The sequence below is a fragment of the Noviherbaspirillum sp. genome, assembly GCF_035254865.1.
Taxonomy (GTDB): domain Bacteria; phylum Pseudomonadota; class Gammaproteobacteria; order Burkholderiales; family Burkholderiaceae_D; genus Noviherbaspirillum.
Genome location: NZ_DATFAF010000082.1, coordinates 91,021 through 107,499, shown reverse-complemented (window position 1 = coordinate 107,499; position 16,479 = coordinate 91,021). Strand labels below are relative to the sequence as shown.

Here is a 16,479-nt window from a genome sequence, read left to right as displayed (position 1 = left end):
ATGATGGCGGGCATGTTCCGCCATCCATCCGAATTCGTCACCTTCAAGGCCAGTCCGCATCTGCCGGGTGTAGAGATGTATTCGGCGCGGCTGGTCGATCATGCGTTCGCACCGCATGTGCATGACGGCTATTCTCTCGGCGCCATCGAAACCGGTGTGGAGCGCTTCCGCTACCAGGGAACGGACCACCTGGCGCCGGCCGGCACCCTGGTGCTCCTCAATCCGGATGAAATGCACACGGGCCAGGCCGAAATCGCGGCCGGTTGGACCTATCAGATGCTTTACATCGAGCCGGAAACCTTGTGCGCAATGACCGGCGGCGAAGCCTTTTTCCCTGATGCGACAACGCATGATCCGCAACTGGCCGCGGCTTTCCGGAAGACTTTTGGCCGGATGTGGAACGCAGCCGACGATCTCGCGTTCGTGTCAGAGTTCACGCGCCTGGTTGATGCGATCGTTGCGCGCTACGGCAGAAGCGCGCGCCCCGTGCGGCCCGTGTCGGCGCAAGAGAGTCGCCGCGCGGCAGGCATGCGGCGCGTGCTGGATTGCATTGAAGCGCATCTGGATGAAACGCTGAGCATCGACAACCTGGCGGCGGAAGCCGGCCTGTCGACGTTTCATTTCGTGCGCGCGTTTTCCGCCAGCTTTCACGTCACGCCCCATCAATACCTGCAGGCGCGCCGTGCGGCCCGCGCCAAATCGCTGCTGGCGCGGCGCATCAGCCCCTCGGAGGCCGCCGCCGCCGCGGGGCTGACCGATCAAAGCCATCTGAACCGCTGGTTCAAGCGCGCCTATGGCGTCACACCAGCGCAATATCAACAGCAAATCGGTACAAGACCGGAAACCGGCAAGCGCGGATAATCGCTCGTATCCATGCAGGGCTGCATGGAACCTGTTCTATCTTTCTGCGTTTGCATCATGTTCATCGGATTATTGTGTGCGCTCGGCGCCGGCCTCGTGTGGGGCCTTGTGTTCGTGGTGCCGCTCATGCTCGGCGACTACCCCGGGCTGGTTTTGTCGTTCGGCCGCTATATCGGCTTCGGTCTGATCGCGCTCGTTCCGGCGTTCTTCGATCGCCGTCGCATTGCCGCCTTGTCGAAAGCGGACTGGGTGGCTGCGCTCAAGCTTTCGCTGGTGGGCAATATTCTTTACTACGCGGCGCTCGCCACCGGCATTCAGTTGGCCGACGCGCCACTGCCGACGATGATGATCGGCACCTTGCCGATTGTCATTTCGATCTGGTCGAACTGGGCGCCGGGTCATCCCTCGGAAGCCATCGCGTGGCGGCGGCTGGTTCCTTCGCTGATGATTATCCTTGCCGGCCTGATGCTGGTGAACGCCAGCGAACTGGCACATCTCGACGGCAAGCGCTCCCTCGCGGAGTACGCGCTCGGATGCTTCATCACGCTCGGCGCCCTGGCGGCATGGACCTGGTATCCGGTGATGAATGCGCGGCACATGAAACAGCATCCGCATATTTCCTCCTCCACCTGGGCCACCGTACAGGGACTGGCGACGCTGCCCTTGGCCCTGATCGGCCTGGCGGGCTATGCGGTGTATGTGCGCTTGCTGCCGAACGGATTCGAGTTTCCGCTCGGCCCCAGACCGTGGCAATTCATCGGCTTGATGCTGACGCTTGGATTGTGCGCGTCCTGGCTGGGGACAACCTTGTGGAACAAGGCCAGCCAGCGGCTTCCGACCTCCCTGGCGGGGCAGTTGATCGTGTTCGAGACCTTATCCGCGCTGCTGTATGCATTCATCTGGCGCGGCGCCGTGCCGCCCCTGCCGGTGATCGGCGGCATCGTGCTGTTATGCGTCGGCGTGACGCTTGGCCTGCGCGCTTTTCAAAAGAAGCGGGGTGGAGGCGATACCAAGCGGCAGCTTGAAGTCGTATCGGGCGCGGATTGATGTACGGGCCGTCTTCGGACGAAAGCCGGCGCAACTGATACCATTTCGTCCATGACCAAGTTCTCCCTCGCTCCGTTTTTCAAGGCAGCATGCGTGGCATGCGCCCTCCTGCTCGCCGCATGCAGTCCCAAACTCGACTGGCGCGAGGTGCGCGGTTCCGGCGCGCCATTCGTCGTTCTCCTGCCCGCAAAACCGGCCAGCTATACGCGCACGGTGAATCTCGATGGTTTGCAGGTTTCCATGACCATGACTGCGGCCGAAGTCGACAAGGTCGTTTTCGCGGTCGGCACCGCCGAACTGCCTGACGTCGCCCTGACCCCCAAGGCGCTGAATGCAATGAAAACTGCGCTCGTGCGCAATATCGGCGGCACCATCAAGCAGGAAAAGGTATCGCAGGCCGGCACCGCGCCGGCGACGATCGATATCGAGGCAAGCGGAACCGAATCGCGCCTGCTGCTGGCGCGCTTTCTCGCAAAAGACAAACGCGTCTACCAGCTCGTGATGCTCGGCAAGGAAGGGACGCTGTCGCGGGAGGCGGCCGACACCTTCTTCGGCTCCTTCAAGCTCAATTGAGATGCGCCCGATTCGCGTCGCACTCGCGGTTCGCGTCTTTCTGAGTTTCGCGTCGGCGTATTTCCTTTCTTATGCATTCCGCTCGGTGAATGCGGTAATCGCGCCCGCCCTGATTGACGACGTCAGCTTGTCGAATGCAGACCTCGGCTTGCTATCCTCCGCCTATTTCATCAGCTTTGCCAGCATGCAGTTGCCGCTCGGGATCTGGCTCGACAAGTACGGTTCACGCCGCACCGAGTCGGCCCTGTTGCTGTTTGCCGCGGCGGGCGCGGCCATCTTTGCGAGCAGCTCATCGCTGACAGGACTCTGGATCGGCCGCGCCCTGATCGGCGTCGGCGTATCGGCTTGCCTGATGGCGCCGCTCAAAGCTTACCGCCAATGGTTTTTGCCTGAACGCCAAAGTCAGCTGGCCAGCTGGATGCTGGTCGCCGGCACCTCGGGTGCGCTGGCGGCGACGGTGCCGGTCAACGCCGCTCTGCCGCTGATCGGCTGGCGCGGTGTGTTCTGGATCATGAGCGCGATGATCGTCGCCGCTGCAGCAGCGATCTTTTTCCTGCTGAAAAAGATGGAGGCGGCGCATCCGCCGCCATCGTCGCGCCTCGCGCCGTCCGGTCCGGCCACCGACATGGGCTATGCGCAAATCTTCGGCAATCCGTATTTCCGCCGCATGGCGCTGCTGGGCACCGTCAACCACGGCAGCTTCATTGCCCTGCAAACCTTGTGGGCGGGCCCATGGATGATCACGGTACTCGGCATGGACAAGGCACAGACGGCACGCATCTTGTTCATGTTCAATCTTTCCCTGCTGCTGGCCTACCTTTTGATGTCATGGTGGGCGCCGCGTCACGTCGCGCAACACGGTTCGCGCGGCATCCCGGTCATGCGCGTGATTATCGCGGGCCTTGCGGGAACCATTCTGGCGCAGCTCATGATGCTGATGACGACGGCTTCATGGTCATGGATCCTGTGGATCGTGATGGCAACATGCATCACTGTCGCCACGCTGGTGCAAACAGAAGTGAGCCTGTCTTTCCCGATCGCATTGGCCGGCCGCGCCAATACCGCCTACAACCTTCTGCTCTTCGTCGGCGCCTTTGTCGTTCAATGGGGTGTGGGCCTGTTGATCGACATGTTCAAGACCTGCGGCGCCTCGCCCGCCAACGCGATGCGGCTGGCGTTCGCGCTGTGCGTCGCCGGCCAGGCGCTCGCGCTGGCCGCTTTTTTAATGAACCGCGCGGAACCAAACGCGGTCTGATTTGACGTATAGGAAATTCTGAAACTCATGCTATGGTGGAGATATCAGATTGAACATTGGAGGCTTCATGTTGGTTACGTTCAAATCCAAAGCCGCTGCCGAAGTGTTGATGTACGAAGAGCATGCAAAACGCATACTCGACTTGCTGAACAAGGATGTGAAGCGCGGTGTCCTGACACCGGGCGAGCTGCCAAAGGCGGTTTCGACGCTGGAGGCGGAAATCGCCGAAAGCCGGCTGCATCCGTTGTCCGAGGAAGTGAGCCGCGACGTGCTGGCGCATCACGGTGAAGACTGGGATGACAATGAACACGAGCCGGTTGAATTTGTCAGCTTTGCAACGCGCGCCTATCCCTTGCTGGAAATGATGCGCGCCGCGAAGAACGAGGGACGCGATGTCATGTGGGGGGTGTGACGGCTCCCTGGATTGAGGTTTCTGTCGAAGTGCGGACGTGACTGCCCCCCCGTAGATCGCGCCGGCGGCAACGCACTTTTCTCGCACCGCCGGGCTGCGATCACGCGATCTTCAAAAAGCCTGGCATGACCCGCACGCGCGGACGTGCGCGGCAATACATGTCTGCGGCGGCGCAATCCTCACTCGCCGCCACTCCGGCTACAATCACATCTTTATTTCATTGCATCGCTTGCCGATGCGCAATGCGCATGGATACCTTTGGCATTTCGAATTTCGGCCTGTTTTGTGCGGCAGTCCTGTTGTTGAACGCAACGCCGGGGCCGGATACCGCCTATATTGTCGGTCGAAGCGTTGCGCAGGGCCGCGCCGCGGGCTTGATGTCCGCGATGGGAATTTCCGCCGGGTGCTGCGTGCACGCCGCCGCGTCCGCAGTCGGGCTGAGCGCGATCCTGGCTGCCTCCGCCACCGCCTTCATGCTCGTCAAGTTTGCCGGCGGCGCGTATCTTGTTTATCTCGGCCTTCGCATGGCCATGGTCAAGCCGGGCGGCGCGTCCGAGCGGACCGCGGCGCACGATGTGCGTTCGCGCCGCACCATTTTCTGGCAGGCCGTCGTCACAAACGTGCTGAATCCCAAGGTCATCCTGTTCTTCCTCGCCTTCATCCCGCAGTTTGTGCGCGCCGATGCGCCGCGGCAGACCCTGGCTTTCCTGTTGCTGGGCCTCGCCTTTGCCGCCATCAGCATGTGCTGGAACAGCGGCACCGCCATTCTTGCCGGCACACTGGCGCGCCATGCGGGCCAGAATCCGCGCATCCGGCTGTGGCTGGAGCGCACCGTGGGCGCGACCTTCATCGCGCTGGGCGCAAAACTCGCTCTCGGCAGAAACTGATCCCTCAACTTCAAGGACTGCGCCGGCCATGCCGCGCAGCGTCATGTGTCAAAACCACGTTTAAAAACCGATTCGCTTGCGTTCAGCCTGCTCGGCGCAGCGCGCGCCGTCGCCAAGGTGAAGGCCGGCACTGCGCTGCCGCAAGCATTGGCGGCTGTCTTTGCGCAGACAAACGCACCGGCGCAGGCGCGCGGCGCGATGCAGGACATCGCCTACCGCACCATGCGCCGGCTCGGCAGGGCCGAAGCGCTGCTGGGCCTGCTGGCCCGGAAAGCACCGGAGGCGGCTGAACTGCACGCGCTCTTGTGCTGTGCGCTGGCGCTGATTTCCGATGCGGACAGCACCAGCGGCGATGCCCCGTATGAGGACTTTACCGTGGTTGACCAGGCGGTCACGGCCTGTTCCGCCGACAGCGCCATGTTCCACGCGAAAGGCATGGTGAATGCGGTGTTGCGACGATTTCTGCGCGAACGCGAGGCCCTGTTGCAGAAGGTGTTGACGCAGGCAGAAGCCTGCTGGAACTATCCGGCATGGTGGATCAGCGCGCTGCAGCAAGCCTATCCCGACAGTTGGGAGGCGATCCTGAGCGCGGGCAATAGCACGCCGCCCCTCACCCTGCGCATCAACCGGCGCAAGACCACAATGGGCAGTTATCTGCAGACCCTTGCCGACAACGGCATCGTCGCACGCGAGATCGGTCCCTGCGCGGTGCGCCTGGAGCGGCCGATCCCGGTCGGCCAGATACCGGGCTTCGCGCAGGGACTGGTGTCGGTGCAGGACGCCGCCGCACAATTGGCCGCGCCGCTGCTGGATCTGCACGACGGCATGCGCGTACTGGATGCCTGCGCCGCGCCGGGCGGCAAGACTGGACACATCCTTGAAAGCACGGAGGTCGACTTGCTGGCGCTCGACAGCGATCCCAAGCGCCTCGTACGGATCGAGGAAAACCTGCGACGCCTGCAACTGACCGCCACGTTGAAGGCCGGCGATGCCGGGGCTGGCGACTGGTGGGATGGACAGCCGTTCGACCGCATCCTGGCCGATGTGCCCTGCACCGCTTCGGGCATCGTCCGTCGCCATCCGGACATCCGCTGGCTGCGCCGGCAAGGCGACGTCGCACAGCTTGCAACAGTTTCAGCAAGAATTCTTGACAACCTTTGGCAGATGCTGCGACCCGATGGTAAATTGCTATTTGTAACCTGCTCGTTGTGGCCCCAGGAGTCGGAGATGCAGGCCGCCGCTTTTGCCGTGCGAAACAAGGCCGTCCGCCTGCCCGCCCCGGGCCAGTTGCTGCCGACCGTGGATGCGGGGCAAGATCACGACGGCTTGTTCTATGCGCTATTCCAAAAAGCGTCCGTCTGATAGTATCGTTGCCGGAAATGGTCAGCGAAACGGTCAGCGAGAAAGGCGCATGAAGACAATCATTTGCTCGTATTCTTATCCCCGTCCCGCGTATGGCAGGACGAATAGTGCGACGGCCGATGATTGCCGCTTTCAAGTTAAGAATTCCTGATCGGATATAGTGACAGCTTTCGCCATCGACCGAAGCCGCCTGCGAGTGACGCACCGATTCTTTTCCCTGTTGACGGGTTGGATGCTGGCGGCGCTTCTGCTCGCCCCGGCGCTGATGCCGGGGACCGCGCATGCCGAAGGTGTTGAAATCACCTCGGCCGGAGTGGAAAGCACGGACGAAGGCTACAAGCTGGCGGTCAGTTTTTCCTTCGAACTCACGCGCGGACTGGAAGATGCGGTCACGCGCGGCATTCCGCTCTATTTCACCACGGACGTGCAGCTGACGCGACCGCGCTGGTACTGGTTCGATGAAAAAGCCATCAGCACTTCGCAAACCATCCGCATCTCCTACAACGTATTGACGCACCAGTACCATGCCGCGATCAGCGGCGGGCTGCAGCAAAGCTTCAGTTCGCTGGACGATGCCTTGTCGCTGGTGCGCCGCCCGCCCCGCTGGCTTGTGGCCGACAAGGGCGAACTCAAGTCCGGGGCGACCTATAACGTGGCCGTCCGCATGGGCCTGGACGTGGCCCGTCTGCCCAAGCCGTTCCAGGTGCATGCGCTCAACAGCTCAGACTGGCGTTTCACGTCCGATTGGAAGCACTTCACTTACAGGGCCGAATAGTCGTGCAGCGTTTCCTGCGTTACTTCCTGGTCGTTGGCGGCGCGGTCGTCAGCATCCTGCTTTTCCTGCTCGCCTCGGCATCCGAGAATTCGGCCTTCTTTGACCGGCACTATCCCGAACTGCTGGTGCTCAATGCCTTGATCGCGGCATCGCTGCTCGGGCTGGTCATCCTGCTTCTTGCGCGGCTGTACCGCGGCTACAAGCGACGCGAATTCGGCTCGCGTCTGATGGCGCGACTGGTGCTGCTGTTTGCCCTGGTCGGCATCCTGCCCGGCACGGTGATCTATACCGTATCGGTGCAGTTCGTGTCTCGCTCGATCGAATCCTGGTTCGATGTGCGCGTCGAATCCGCGCTGGAGTCGGGCCTGACCCTCGGCCGCACCGCGCTCGACGCCTCGCTGGCGGACCTGAGCGCGAAGGCGCGCAGCATCGCCCTCGAGCTGTCCGAACTGTCCGACTCCGCGCAGGTGACGCTGCTGTCGCGCCTGCGCGAACAAAGTCAGATGCAGGAAGCAACTATCGTTACTGCCAATGGTCAAATCGTAGCGACGGTAGGTGGTCGCATCGGGGCCTTGATGCCCGATCTGCCCAGTCCGGCAATGCTGCGGCAGGCGCGCATGACGCGCGGCTATTCCGCGATTGAAGGCGGATTTGATTTTCATGACAACGGCGGCAAGGACAACACCGCGGCCAATATGGACGTGCAGCCGAAGGCGGCGGACTTGCGGCTGCGCGTTGTCGTTGCCATACCTGCATCCAACAATGGCTTGTCCTTGCAAAACGAGTCCCGCTTCCTGCAACTGCTGCAGCCCGTGCCCGAGCATCTGGCGGCCAACGCCGAGGCGCTGCGCGCGGCCTACAGCGAGTACCAGGAGCGCTCCTTGGCACGCACCGGCTTGCGCAAGATTTATATCGTGACCTTGACGCTGACCCTCTTGCTGGCAATTTTCAGCGCCATCGCAGCCGCCTTCCTGATTGCAGGCGACCTTGCGCAACCCTTGCTGCTGCTTGCCGAAGGCACCAAGGCGGTGGCCGAAGGCAATCTGTCGCCGCGCCCTATTGTCGCCACTTCGGACGAGCTCGGCACGCTGACCCAGTCATTCAACACCATGACGCGCCAGTTATCGGAAGCGCGCGCCTCGGTCGAGCGCAACCGCGCCGCGCTGGAAAATGCCAAGGCCTATCTTGAATCCGTGCTGGCCAACATGTCGGCCGGGGTGATGGTGCTGGACGGCCAGTTCAAACTGGTGACCTGCAACGAGTCGGTCGAACGCATCCTGCATCATGATTTCGATCCGCATATCGGCAAGCCGATCGGCGCCATCGAAGGCATCGAGTCCTTGGCGAACGCCATCACCAAGGCATTCTCCGAACAAAGCGCACAATCGGCCGGCGGCGGCGCCGGCGACCTGCACTGGCAAAAGCAGATTGAAGTGCCGCGCCGCAGCGTCGGGTCGGAAGGCGAAAGCGACATCACGCTGCTGGCGCGCGGGTCCTACCTGCCGGTTGCCGGCGGCGTCGGGCATATCGTGGTGTTCGACGATATTTCGGACGTCATTTCCGCACAGCGCTCGATCGCGTGGGGCGAAGTGGCGCGCCGGCTGGCACATGAGATCAAGAACCCGCTGACACCGATCCAGCTATCCGCGGAACGCCTTCAGATGAAGCTGGAGCCGAAGCTGGCAGGGCAGGACGCGTCCATGCTGACCAAGGGCACCGCCACCATCGTCAACCAGGTCGCGGCGATGAAGCGCATGGTCGATGATTTCCGCGACTATGCGAAGACGCCGCCCGCGGTGCTGTCGCCGCTGCATCTGAATGCACTGGTCGAGGAAATCCTGCATCTCTATGTGGGTGGCGACGAACGCGCTATCATTCACGCGACGCTGGCGCCCGATCTGCCGCAGGTCATGGGCGATGCAACGCAACTGCGGCAAGTGATCCATAATCTATTGCAGAATGCGCAAGACGCGGTGGCCGACCGGCCGCAGGACGCCGACAAGCCGCGCATCGACGTCGTGACCGAGACCATTCATTATCAGGATTCCGACGGCGACCAGCGCACCGCAGTGCGGCTGTCGATCACCGACAATGGCCCCGGGTTTTCGTCGAAAATTCTGGCGCGCGCGTTCGAACCTTATGTCACCTCCAAGTCGCGCGGAACCGGCCTCGGACTTGCCATGGTGAAAAAGATCATCGACGAGCACGGCGGTCGCGTCGATATCAAGAACCGGACGAGCGGAAGCGGCGCAAAAGTGTCGATTTTGCTGTTAAAGTTAGCGCCGGAACGAACATGATGTTTGGCAAGTCAGAACAGGCTGCGGACATCATGGGCGGCAACATGAACGAATCGTAATAGGTAACCTGCACCATCCGCAGTGCGACGAGAAAAAACACGCGACAACGGAAGCGAATAAGGTAAGCATATGGCAAACATTCTGGTAGTCGATGACGAAATGGGTATCCGGGAATTGCTCTCGGAAATACTCGGCGATGAAGGCCATGCCGTGACGGCGGCGGAAAATGCCCAGCAGGCGCGCGAGCTGCGTGCGCAAGGCGCACCGGACCTGGTCCTGCTCGACATCTGGATGCCCGACACCGACGGCGTTACGCTGCTCAAGGAGTGGCAGCGCGACGGCTTGCTTACCATGCCAGTCATCATGATGTCCGGTCATGCGACCATCGATACGGCGGTCGAGGCAACCCGCATTGGCGCCCTCAACTTCCTCGAAAAGCCGATCGCATTGCAGAAACTGCTCAAGGCCGTGCAACAAGGTTTGTCGCGCGGGCAGGAAGTCGTCCGCCCCGTGTCGATGTACCATCCGCGTCCCGTGCCGGCACCGGTCCAGGTCGATGAGCATGCAAGCACACCCGTCGCACAGACCTACACGTCGTCGGGAGTATCGGGCGGCATCGTCAGCGCCGCGCCCGCGCCGGGAGCACCGGGGGCCGCGTCCGACTCGCTTCTTTTCGGCTTGTCATTCGATCTGCCGTTGCGCGAAGCACGCGATGCGTTTGAGCGCGCCTACTTTGAACATCACCTGATCCGCGAAGGCGGCAGCATGACGCGCGTCGCTGAAAAAACCGGGCTGGAACGGACACACCTGTACCGCAAGCTCAAGCAACTGGGCGTCGAGCCGAGCAAGCTGTCGAAAAAAGGTTGACGCTTACCACCCTGGTCACCGGCCCGACGGCCGCCGCGCGCGAAGCGGCGATAGCGAACACCCTCGAGCCGGGCATCGAGACTGCACTCATCCTCGAGGGCTTGCCCGACGGCCGAACATCCCTTGCCACATATGCCGGCGTCTCCGGGCTGCAGATCGCGCGCATCGCGCCCGGATGCCTTTGCTGCACCGGCAATCTCACCATGCGCGTGACTCTCAATCGCATCCTGCGCCACCCTCCCGCTCGCTTGTATATCGGCTTGGCAACATCGGAACATCTGGAACGCATACGTGAATTTTTGACATGCGCGCCCTACGATAAATTGCTCCAGATCACTAAAGATTTGCACGCCTGAGGCCGTTGCTACCGATATAAGGCGCTTTAATTTCCTGCAAAGTCCGGCGAGCGACTTGAAATGGTGTCCGCTGGCCCCATTTTTGCATCAAAGGTAATGAGTTACCTGCAATTATTCGGTGGCACAAGGAGCGCAACATGAACTTAATCTACAACAGCGAGCAGTACAGCGTGGTGGAGTTCGGGGCCGATGATGGCCGCGAGGCTTTGCGCTTTGGCGGATACGAAATCATGGACAAGTCCGGCAAACGTGAAATCTTCATTGGCGGCACCCTCGCCAAGTCTTTCCGCGAAGAAGTGGAAAACCTGATCGCGACCGAGCCGAGCGTCGAAGAGATCGATGATTTCCTCGGCAAGTATGACGCGCTCATGCGCCAGCCAGTGACCCTGCACTAGCGCTTTTTACAAACCCCGCCACAGAATACATGGTCCGCATTCTGTGGCTGCCTGACCTCGACTGGAAGCTCCTCCGATACTGTGCCTCGATGCCAGCCTGTGGCATGATGGCGAGCATTTCAATCGACTCCCTTTCCTGACGCACAGAGACGACCGGCTGCATTGATGTCGGCCGTGCCGATGGCATTGTGTCATTGATGTTCGGGGGAGCAGACATCGAGGTCACCGATGGATCAATTCAGCGCCTTGAAGGCATTTTGCCGTGTGGTGGAAGCCGGCGGCTTTTCGGCGGCCGCCGCCGAGCTCAATGTGTCGCACACGCTCATGTCGAAGCAGGTTCGTCAGCTGGAATCCCTGCTTGGCGCGCAATTGCTCAATCGAACCACGCGCAAGCTGGCGCTGACCGAAGCCGGCACCGCCTACTATGCGCGAGCGCGACGCATTCTCGACGATCTGCACGAGGCCGACCTGGCGATCACGCAGCATCACGCCAGTCCGCGCGGCACCTTGCGCATCAACGCCCCCATGGCATTCGGTACGCTCGACATGGCGTCATGGTTGCCACGCTTCATGGCGCGCTATCCGGACCTCAGCGTGGACCTCGTCTGCAACGACCGTTATGTCGATCTGATCGAAGAAGGTTTCGATGTCGCAATGCGTCTGGCGCGCGACATGCCGGATTCGACGCTGATGGCAAAGAAACTGGCCGTCACGCCCACCTTGCTGGTGGCGTCGCCGTCCTATCTGAAGCAGCACGGCACCCCGTGTGCACCGGAAGATCTTGCAAGGCACAACTGCCTGACTTACACACTGGTGCCCAAGCCCAATGAATGGATGTTCGCGATGCCGGACGGCAGCCACCGCACCGTCGTCGTCCGCGGCAGCCTGCAGGCGAATACCGGCATTGCCTTGCGCACTGCCGCACTGGCGGGCACGGGAATCGCCACAACCGCCTCATTCATCGTGCATGAAGACCTGGCGCGCGGCACGCTGGTACCGGTACTGCCCGAGTTTCCGCTGCGCGCACGCAAGCTGTATGCAGTCTATCCGCACAACCGCCACCTCTCACCCAAGGTCCGTGCATTCATCGATTTTGCGACCGAGGTCTATCGCGCGCCGGAATGGGCATAGCGGAAAACGCCATGTACGCCAATTCCCGCCCCGTCAGCAGCGCACAGAGCGCGATCCACGATCGACTCGCATCCACCGTTGCCAGGCACGCCAGCACGCCCTTTCTCAAACCGCTAACGGATTACAATCGCGCGGCATTCGAGCGCAGCATGACAGCATGGCGGCACTCCGGAGAGCCGCCACTGATTCTCGACGCCGGCTGTGGCGTCGGTCTGTCGACACGGAATCTGGCGACGCAATTCCCCGATCATTTTGTGATTGGCGTCGATCAGTCGGCCCATCGTCTCTCGCGCAAGATCTTGTGGGACGACACCTTGCCGACCAATTTCCTGTGTGTGCGCGCCGACCTGATCGACTATTGGCGCCTCATGCTTGCAGCGGGCGTTCATCCCGCACGCCACTACATTCTTTACCCCAACCCGTGGCCGAAAATCGGCCAGCTAGGGCGTCGATGGCATGGGCATCCGGTGTTTCCGACCATCGTTGCGCTGGGAGGCATTCTGGAATGCCGAAGCAACTGGCGGATTTACATCGAGGAATGCGCCGCATCACTCAAGCAATTGACCGGCGTCGAGATCCCATGCGAGAGTTTCCACACTGAAACACCAATCAGCCCATTCGAAAAAAAATATTTGGAATCGGGACATGGGTTATGGCGTTGTAGGACAAGCCCGATATCCCACATCAGACAAAAACCAAATTTTCCGTAAGGAAATTTATTGGATAACTTTACATTTTTTGACATCCTTTGTTTATGCGGTTTGCAGCGTGATTTGGCCTTGAATGCCTCATAACCTCTGCATTTCATAGCAGAAATGACGGTTTGACAAAGCACAAACGCGAGTTGGGTTACCGTCAACTCCCCTATTTATGGCATTGTTCGCCTTACTAAAAGGCGGTAATCTCGGCTCTTAATCAAATCCCGACCGGACTCCCAAGTGGCAGGCGCCGAACTCTCCCGACGATCCCATATCGCGGGCATGCGCAACGCGATCGCGCTGCGACATCCGCCCCGGACACTTCAGCGATCCGCCTCCGGAAGTTCGACGCACATCAACAATAAAGGTATTGCGATATGCTTCGTGTCTCCGATTCCGCGCCCGCGGCGCAACCTGTCCTCGTGCTGCGCCTGAGCAATCGTAGCGGGCAAACCGCCGCATACACCGAAACCCTCAAGGAACATGGTCTTAACCTGATTGAATGCTTCACGCTCGAAGCAGCGCAGGACGCGATGCAGAACGGTTGCCGCGTCGGCCTGCTGATCGTGACGCAGGAATCGGAACTTGCGCAGCTCGACAAATGCGAGCCCTTCGTCAGCAACAACAGGATTTCCTGGGTGGGACTGGTTGCGCAGGAACTGATCTCGAAGCCGCGCATGCGCGAATTCATCGGCGAGCATCTGTTCAATTTCATTACCATCCCGGCCGATCTCGACCACATCGTCCTGACCCTGCGTCACGCATGGGGCATGGCCTTTATGCGCGATGGACAGCACAGCGCCGCGCCGGCACCGGTACCGAATGGTTCCGATTTTGTAATGGTTGGCCAAACCTCTCAAATGCAGCAGTTGTTCAACCAGCTTCAGAAAGTCGCGCGCACCGATGCGTCGGTACTGATCACCGGGCCGTCCGGGACGGGCAAGGAAATCGCGGCACTCTCCATTCATCGTCAATCGGCACGCAGGGACGCGCCGTTCGTCGCCGTCAACTGCGGCGCGATTGCCCCGCAACTGTTTCAGTCCGAGTTGTTCGGCTATGAGAAAGGCGCCTTTACCGGCGCCAACCAGCGCAAGATCGGTCGCATCGAAGCGGCGCAGGGCGGAACGCTGTTTCTCGATGAAATCGGCGACATGCCGTTCGACATGCAGGTCAACCTGCTGCGATTCCTGCAGGAGAAAACCATCGAGCGCGTGGGCGGCAACGACACGCTGGAAATCGATGTGCGCGTCATCGCCGCAACCCATATCGATCTGGCCGAAGCGGTGAAGCAGGGCCGCTTTCGCGAAGATCTTTACTACCGCATCAACGTCGTGTGCATCAGCATGCCGCCGCTGGCCGACCGCGGGCAGGATATCGAGGACATCGCGAAACACTATTTCGCCAAGTTCGCGAGCATGCACAACCGCAGCCTGCGCGGCTTTTCCAAGGCCGCGATGAATGCCCTGCTCAGCCATTCCTGGCCGGGCAATGTGCGCGAACTGGTCAATCGCGTGCAACGCGCCACCGTCATGGCGGAAGGCCGCTTCATTCAGCCGGAAGACCTCGGACTGGATCGCAGCAGCGACCAGGGGCAGCTGATGTCGCTGGAAGACGCACGGGCCGCAGCGGAACGCGTGATGATACGGCGCGCCCTCTCGCAGTCGCGCAATCAGATTTCGCGTGCGGCCTCCTTGCTGGGTGTATCGCGCGTGACACTGTACCGACTGATCGAAAAATACAATATCCGTCCCGACATGGTCACGAACGCCAGGCCGCCCTTTCTCAGCAACAGCACGCCGGACCTTGAAGTGCACAAGTAGATCTTCCAGCCTCGATTTCGTCGGCGGCATTGGCTGCGCTTCATTCGCCGGCGCAAACGGTTGAGATTCCTCACTGCGGCTGGAATGACAACTGGAATAATTGACGCTTCGAGAACGACGCTTCTCGTGAAACGCATTTCATAAATACGATTCAACCGGGCTTTCTATCGCCCCGGCAGCCTGTCCGAAACACCCTGCGCCTGCACCACGTGTCCGGAGCCGCGATGCATGGCGGTGTTGCCGACATCTCCCGGAAAGACTGAACCACGGCGAACGACGACAGCGGCGCAAGCCGATTTGTGGTGCGGGTAGCGCAACGCGAACCTGCGGAAGACGCTCGTGGTGAAGTGCCTGACGGAGCAATCCCACGCTCCGCCGGCCGTCATTGACTGCCGTCGACCCCAGCCTCGGTGTCGCATTCTCCCTCGCACCCTTTTCATGGACCAGAAACGAAAGGTGGCATAAGGATGAAATGGCAAAAAACACGTCATGCACGCATGATCCCGCTGGCACTGACCGGGCTGCTTCTTGCGGGACAGGCGCAGACAGCGGAGACCCCGGCGCAAAAGAGGGAGAAGCAGCTTCAGGAGCGCCTGGCCCGAAGCGATGCGCAGGCCGCAGCGTTGCAGAAGAGAATAGAGCAACTTGAAAAACAGGTCGCCGCATTACGCGGAACCATCGCCCACCCGGCCGTCGCAAGCGCGCCCGTCGGCGCCAAGCCGGCTACGGCTGCGGCCACGGTGGCACAGGCAACACCCTCCGCGCCGCCTCTCCGCGCATCAACAGCGCAAAGCAGCGGCGGCTCATCCGCCTCCCGTTCAGCGCCCGGGAAATTCGAAGTTGACGAGGAAGCGGCGCAACGTGCACTGGAACGCACGCTCACCCAGTCGGGCGCATTGCTCCTGCCGTTGCGCACGATCGAGCTGACGCCGAGCTATTCGTACCGGCGCACCGAAGTCAGCAACTCGGTGCCGGCGACGATTACCACCGCGACATCGCCGAGCCCGACCGTGGTGCTCGCCAATCAGCGTACACGCCGGAACGAGAACATCGCTCGCCTGGACTTGCGCGCGGGCCTGCCGTATCAATCCCAGCTGGAATTCAGCCTGCCCTATAACTATGTACGCTCGTCGCAGACGACGGACCTCGGCGGCACCACTTCCGCCAATGGCAGCGGCATTGGCGATGTCACGTTGGGGCTGGCAAAGACGCTGGGGCGCGAAAACGGATGGCGTCCGGATCTGATCGGCCGCCTCAGCTACAACTTCGGTAATGGACGGCGTACCGATAATAACGTGGCGCTGCTCGGCGGTTATCGCCAGCTGCAGGCCGAAGTGCTGGCGCTCAAGCGTCAGGATCCGCTCGCCTTCTTCGCCAGCGCCTTCTATGGCAAGACCTGGGAGAAGGATGGCGTCAAGCCGGGCGATGTGGCGGGACTTTCCCTGTCGAGCGTGCTCGCCGCCAGTCCGGCAACCTCTCTGCAGTTCGGTTTCTCACAGATCTATCGCAAGGACCAGGAGCTCAATGGCGCGAAGGTCGCGGGTTCGAACCAGACTTATGGCGTCATCAATCTCGGCGCCTCGTCGGTGCTGTCGCGCGACATGACACTGGTGTCGCAATTCGGCATCGGCCTGGGCAACGACGCGCCGAAATACAATTTCACGGTTTCATTCCCGATTCTCTTTCGCTGAAGGCAGATGCGAGAAAGGCGGGCGTCTGCCCGCCTTTCTCGCTCGTTCGACG

General features: G+C 61.1%; 16 protein-coding genes. All 16 read left to right on the top strand.

The features are described from left to right. Nucleotides 1-12 precede the first annotated feature (12 nt). On the top strand, nucleotides 13-861 hold the full coding sequence (locus VJ651_RS20860) for an AraC family transcriptional regulator (RefSeq protein WP_324109270.1): 849 nt from the start codon (nucleotides 13-15) through the stop codon (nucleotides 859-861). A gap of 57 nt (nucleotides 862-918) precedes the next feature. Continuing rightward, nucleotides 919-1,908: a DMT family transporter gene (locus VJ651_RS20855; protein WP_324109269.1), complete on the top strand. Its 990-nt coding sequence runs from the start codon at nucleotides 919-921 to the stop codon at nucleotides 1,906-1,908. A 51-nt stretch (nucleotides 1,909-1,959) separates the two neighbouring features. After that, nucleotides 1,960-2,481: a hypothetical protein gene (locus tag VJ651_RS20850; RefSeq protein WP_324109268.1), complete on the top strand. Its 522-nt coding sequence runs from the start codon at nucleotides 1,960-1,962 to the stop codon at nucleotides 2,479-2,481. Between the two features lies 1 nt (nucleotide 2,482). After that, nucleotides 2,483-3,736 (top strand): MFS transporter, encoded by a 1,254-nt coding sequence (locus VJ651_RS20845; protein ID WP_324109267.1) that lies wholly within the window; start codon nucleotides 2,483-2,485, stop codon nucleotides 3,734-3,736. A 67-nt stretch (nucleotides 3,737-3,803) separates the two neighbouring features. Beyond that, nucleotides 3,804-4,148: a DUF1840 domain-containing protein gene (locus VJ651_RS20840; RefSeq protein WP_324109266.1), complete on the top strand. Its 345-nt coding sequence runs from the start codon at nucleotides 3,804-3,806 to the stop codon at nucleotides 4,146-4,148. A 248-nt stretch (nucleotides 4,149-4,396) separates the two neighbouring features. Next, nucleotides 4,397-5,035: a LysE family translocator gene (locus VJ651_RS20835; RefSeq protein WP_324109265.1), complete on the top strand. Its 639-nt coding sequence runs from the start codon at nucleotides 4,397-4,399 to the stop codon at nucleotides 5,033-5,035. 45 nt (nucleotides 5,036-5,080) lie between these two features. Continuing rightward, a complete protein-coding gene (gene rsmB, locus VJ651_RS20830) occupies nucleotides 5,081-6,397 on the top strand; it encodes a 16S rRNA (cytosine(967)-C(5))-methyltransferase RsmB (protein ID WP_324109264.1) in 1,317 nt (438 codons plus the stop codon). A 196-nt stretch (nucleotides 6,398-6,593) separates the two neighbouring features. Beyond that, nucleotides 6,594-7,172, top strand: a complete 579-nt coding sequence (locus VJ651_RS20825) for a DUF4390 domain-containing protein (RefSeq protein ID WP_414691368.1) — start codon at nucleotides 6,594-6,596, stop codon at nucleotides 7,170-7,172. Between the two features lie 2 nt (nucleotides 7,173-7,174). Next, on the top strand, nucleotides 7,175-9,469 hold the full coding sequence (locus VJ651_RS20820; RefSeq protein ID WP_324109263.1) for a sensor histidine kinase: 2,295 nt from the start codon (nucleotides 7,175-7,177) through the stop codon (nucleotides 9,467-9,469). 129 nt (nucleotides 9,470-9,598) lie between these two features. Further along, nucleotides 9,599-10,336 (top strand): response regulator, encoded by a 738-nt coding sequence (locus tag VJ651_RS20815; protein WP_324109262.1) that lies wholly within the window; start codon nucleotides 9,599-9,601, stop codon nucleotides 10,334-10,336. Further along, nucleotides 10,333-10,692, top strand: a complete 360-nt coding sequence (locus VJ651_RS20810; protein ID WP_324109261.1) for a GTPase — start codon at nucleotides 10,333-10,335, stop codon at nucleotides 10,690-10,692. Before VJ651_RS20815 ends, VJ651_RS20810 begins: the two co-directional genes overlap by 4 nt. A 137-nt stretch (nucleotides 10,693-10,829) precedes the next feature. Continuing rightward, the gene (locus tag VJ651_RS20805) at nucleotides 10,830-11,087 is read left to right on the top strand and encodes a BTH_I0359 family protein (RefSeq protein WP_136413705.1); all 258 of its coding nucleotides are present in this window, start codon (nucleotides 10,830-10,832) and stop codon (nucleotides 11,085-11,087) included. A gap of 228 nt (nucleotides 11,088-11,315) precedes the next feature. Next, entirely contained in the window at nucleotides 11,316-12,218 is a 903-nt protein-coding gene (locus tag VJ651_RS20800; RefSeq protein ID WP_324109260.1) for a LysR family transcriptional regulator, read from the top strand. Beyond that, nucleotides 12,209-12,928 carry an SAM-dependent methyltransferase gene (trmB, locus tag VJ651_RS20795; RefSeq protein WP_324109259.1) on the top strand — a complete coding sequence of 240 codons (720 nt, stop codon included), beginning with the start codon at nucleotides 12,209-12,211 and terminating at the stop codon, nucleotides 12,926-12,928. Before VJ651_RS20800 ends, trmB begins: the two co-directional genes overlap by 10 nt. Nucleotides 12,929-13,293: 365 nt before the next feature. Next, complete coding sequence (locus tag VJ651_RS20790; RefSeq protein ID WP_324109258.1) at nucleotides 13,294-14,736, top strand: sigma-54 dependent transcriptional regulator; 1,443 nt, start codon at nucleotides 13,294-13,296, stop codon at nucleotides 14,734-14,736. Nucleotides 14,737-15,203: 467 nt separating this feature from the next. Then, nucleotides 15,204-16,427 carry a hypothetical protein gene (locus VJ651_RS20785; RefSeq protein ID WP_324109257.1) on the top strand — a complete coding sequence of 408 codons (1,224 nt, stop codon included), beginning with the start codon at nucleotides 15,204-15,206 and terminating at the stop codon, nucleotides 16,425-16,427. Nucleotides 16,428-16,479: the final 52 nt, after the last annotated feature.

Excerpts from the sequence above, each read along its gene's own strand:
- VJ651_RS20860 (WP_324109270.1), top strand. The coding sequence starts at position 13 with ATGTTCCGCCATCCATCCGAATTCGTCACCTTCAAGGCCAGTCCGCAT.
- VJ651_RS20855 (WP_324109269.1), top strand. The coding sequence starts at position 919 with ATGTTCATCGGATTATTGTGTGCGCTCGGCGCCGGCCTCGTGTGGGGC.
- VJ651_RS20850 (WP_324109268.1), top strand. The coding sequence starts at position 1,960 with ATGACCAAGTTCTCCCTCGCTCCGTTTTTCAAGGCAGCATGCGTGGCA.
- VJ651_RS20845 (WP_324109267.1), top strand. The coding sequence starts at position 2,483 with ATGCGCCCGATTCGCGTCGCACTCGCGGTTCGCGTCTTTCTGAGTTTC.
- VJ651_RS20840 (WP_324109266.1), top strand. The coding sequence starts at position 3,804 with ATGTTGGTTACGTTCAAATCCAAAGCCGCTGCCGAAGTGTTGATGTAC.
- VJ651_RS20835 (WP_324109265.1), top strand. The coding sequence starts at position 4,397 with ATGGATACCTTTGGCATTTCGAATTTCGGCCTGTTTTGTGCGGCAGTC.
- VJ651_RS20815 (WP_324109262.1), top strand. The coding sequence starts at position 9,599 with ATGGCAAACATTCTGGTAGTCGATGACGAAATGGGTATCCGGGAATTG.
- VJ651_RS20805 (WP_136413705.1), top strand. The coding sequence starts at position 10,830 with ATGAACTTAATCTACAACAGCGAGCAGTACAGCGTGGTGGAGTTCGGG.
- VJ651_RS20800 (WP_324109260.1), top strand. The coding sequence starts at position 11,316 with ATGGATCAATTCAGCGCCTTGAAGGCATTTTGCCGTGTGGTGGAAGCC.
- trmB (WP_324109259.1), top strand. The coding sequence starts at position 12,209 with ATGGGCATAGCGGAAAACGCCATGTACGCCAATTCCCGCCCCGTCAGC.
- VJ651_RS20790 (WP_324109258.1), top strand. The coding sequence starts at position 13,294 with ATGCTTCGTGTCTCCGATTCCGCGCCCGCGGCGCAACCTGTCCTCGTG.
- VJ651_RS20785 (WP_324109257.1), top strand. The coding sequence starts at position 15,204 with ATGAAATGGCAAAAAACACGTCATGCACGCATGATCCCGCTGGCACTG.